The 2,717-nt window shown below is 60.3% G+C and carries 3 protein-coding genes; 1 reads left to right on the top strand and 2 read right to left on the bottom strand.

Annotated features, from left to right (window positions below; all coding sequences use genetic code 11):
* The coding region (locus tag O2807_14300; GenBank protein MDA1001674.1) for an alpha/beta fold hydrolase at window positions 1–851 on the top strand (851 nt) is incomplete at its 5' end.
* 183 nt (window positions 852–1,034) lie between these two features.
* Here the strand turns inward: O2807_14300 and O2807_14295 are convergent.
* Both O2807_14295 and umuD read right to left on the bottom strand, forming a co-directional pair.
* Window positions 1,035–2,297 (bottom strand): Y-family DNA polymerase, encoded by a 1,263-nt coding sequence (locus O2807_14295; GenBank protein MDA1001673.1) that lies wholly within the window; start codon window positions 2,295–2,297, stop codon window positions 1,035–1,037.
* A 3-nt stretch (window positions 2,298–2,300) separates the two neighbouring features.
* The gene (gene umuD / locus O2807_14290) at window positions 2,301–2,669 is read right to left on the bottom strand and encodes a translesion error-prone DNA polymerase V autoproteolytic subunit (protein ID MDA1001672.1); all 369 of its coding nucleotides are present in this window, start codon (window positions 2,667–2,669) and stop codon (window positions 2,301–2,303) included.
* Window positions 2,670–2,717: the final 48 nt, after the last annotated feature.

Here is a 2,717-nt window from a genome sequence, read left to right as displayed (position 1 = left end):
GCCTAGCACCGGGGCCGGTCGCGTTCGATTTGTCCGTGCCTGGCTACTCCTGGATGGACTACATCGCCGACCGTGGCTTTAACGTATTCACCATGTCTGTCCGGGGGTTCGGTCGCTCCTCCCGCCCTTGTGAAATGGATAAAGACCCGATCGGCAAACGACCGCTCGTGCGCGGCAAGACCGCCATGCGTGATATTGAGGCCGTCGTACGTTTTATTTGTGAACGAAATGGGATCGACCGGATTAATCTGCTGGGACGCTCCTGGAGTACAACCACGACGGCAGCCTTCACGGCAGCCAACCCGTCACGCGTCAACCGTCTTGTCCTTTACGCACCCTACTACGCATACAACAACCCGGAGCGCGCCGCTCGATTCGAGGACCCCAATAAGCCCGGAAGATGGAACCTGAAAAACGGTTCATGGATTTGGACGACCGAGAAGGACCTTCACGAGAGATGGTGGGGCCACATCAGCGGCAGTGCCCACCGCCGCTGGCGGGACATGAGGCTGGTTCGCGCCTACTGGAAGGAATTTCTCGCCACCGATCCCGAAGGGGCGAAGAGGACGCCACCGGCCGTCCGAACACCCAACGGATCGCTGGCCGACCTCTATGACCGTGTGCGCAATAAGCCTCCCTACAACGCCTCTAAAATACGCTGCCCCGTATTGTTAATCTATGGAGAGCAGGACGGCGCGGCGAATCCCACCGAGGCCTGGAACCTGTTCCAGAAGCTCACTGCCAGCCACGGGAAACGTTACGTGGTCATGGGGGAAGGTACGCATTTCATGGAATTTGAACATCGGAGGGAAGAATTTCTCGCCCAGGTGCAAGGATTTCTAGAAACCTAAAAATCCTTTCCTTCGATACTGACACGGGAAATGGGCTGTTCATGGCGAATTGATAATTTTACTTAAATCCAGGGATTTCGTCGCCTTGCCCCTCAGAATCCATCTCCCTAATCTCATTCGCCATGAAGAATTTATTCCTGGTTTTCACCCAATTCTTGATTGCAGACAAATGACCCAAATCATTCATCCTGCCCGCACCCTCACTAACTCCTCCCAGCGCGTCGTGTACCTCGGGGAGCGCATCTCCCCCTTCATTCGCCAGGTGGCCTCGAACCCCTCCGCCCCATAGCGCACAGCGGCCCGACCCATCCGTGAATTGAGCGCATCGAGCGCCGACATGAGTGCATCCGACCTGGGGTGTTCCGGACAATCGAACATCTCCTCCTGCACCCGCCTGGCGGGAGCGATATCAAAAAGCAGCACCCCCGCCTTGTGGTAAAGATACCCCGGCTTGTAGATGCGCCGGAGCGCGGCGAGGGCCGCCCGGATGAGAAGCCCCGTATCGCTCGTGGGATGGGCGAAGCGCACGCTTCCCGATCCGCTGTACTGCGACTCCCCTTCCCGGAAATGATTCGTGTGGATGAAGACGCTCAAACCGCCCGCCCGGGATCCCTCCCGCCGGAGTTTCTCCGCGGCCCTTGTCGCATAGCTCGCGGCGGCCTGAGAGAGCTCTTCCATGGCATCCACCCGCTTTCGAAAGGAGCGCGAGACGCAGATTTCCTTTTTGGCGGGCGGCGCATCCTCAATCGATAGACAGGGCACTCCTCGCAATTCATAAAGAATCCGCTGGACCACAACGCCGAAGCCCTGGCGGATGCGGGCGGGATCGGCCTCCCGAAGCGCGAGGGCAGTCTCGATTCCCATCCGGCGGAGCCGCTTTCCCCATCTCCCGCTGATGCCCCAGATGTCCTCGACCGCCATTCCCGCAAGGGCCGTGCGGATGGCGCCCTCATCCAGCAGCGCAAATACGCCGCCATTTCGCTTCGCGAGCTTGTTTGCGGCCTTGGCGATGACCTTGGTGGGACCGATCCCGACGCCCACGGGAATGCCCGTCCAGCGGAGCACCCGCTCCCGCATCCTTCGGGCGTGCTCTGTGAGGTCGACATTAGCGAGATTTTCAAAATCCAGAAACGCCTCATCGATGGAGTAGACCTCCACCCTGGGCGCAAACTCCCCCAGGAGCGACATCACGCGGGCGGACATGTCGCCGTAAAGGGCGTAGTTCGAAGAAAGCACGGCGCCGCCCATCTGCGCGAGGCGCTTTTTTTCCTCATGGTAGGGGGCTCCCATCCGGATGCCGGCCGCCTTGGCTTCTTCAGAGCGGGCGATGATGCACCCGTCGTTGTTGCTGAGGACGACGGCGGGCCAGTTCATCAGTTTGGGATTGAACACGCGCTCGCAGGAAACGTAGAAATTACTGCAGTCAACGAGGGCGATGGCACACATGGTTCAGAGGGCGTGGATGACGCTCGTCACCACCCCCCAGATGGTGAGTTCCATCCCGTCGGTGATCTCGGTGGGGCGGTAATCATTGTTCTCGGGAAGAAGGCGCATGGCGCCTCCTTTCATCTCGAGCCGCTTGACGGTGAGTTCCCCGTCTACTACCGCAACGACAACCTTGCCGCTCGCGGCCTCGAGGGAGCGGTCCACCACGAGGATGTCCCCGTCGTGGATTCCGGCACCCCGCATCGAGTCCCCCTGGACTCTGACGAAGAAGGTGGCGGCGGGGCGTTTTACGAGGTGGGCGTTAATATCGAGGCGGTTTTCGATGAAGTCATCGGCGGGGGAGGGAAAGCCCGTCGGCCGGCCGGCCAACACCCGCGCGAGGAAGAGGGGAAGCCTGCATCCCCGGCCTGGTTTCGCCCG

The organism is bacterium (assembly GCA_027622355.1).
Classification (GTDB): Bacteria; UBA8248; UBA8248; order UBA8248; family UBA8248; genus JAQBZT01.
The sequence above is the reverse complement of the archived record's forward strand: the minus strand, read 5'-3'. Positions and strand labels throughout refer to the sequence as shown.

What these genes read in the sequence shown, in the direction of transcription:
- O2807_14295 (MDA1001673.1), bottom strand. Translation starts at nt 2,297, where the DNA reads ATGTGTGCCATCGCCCTCGTTGACTGCAGTAATTTCTACGTTTCCTGC.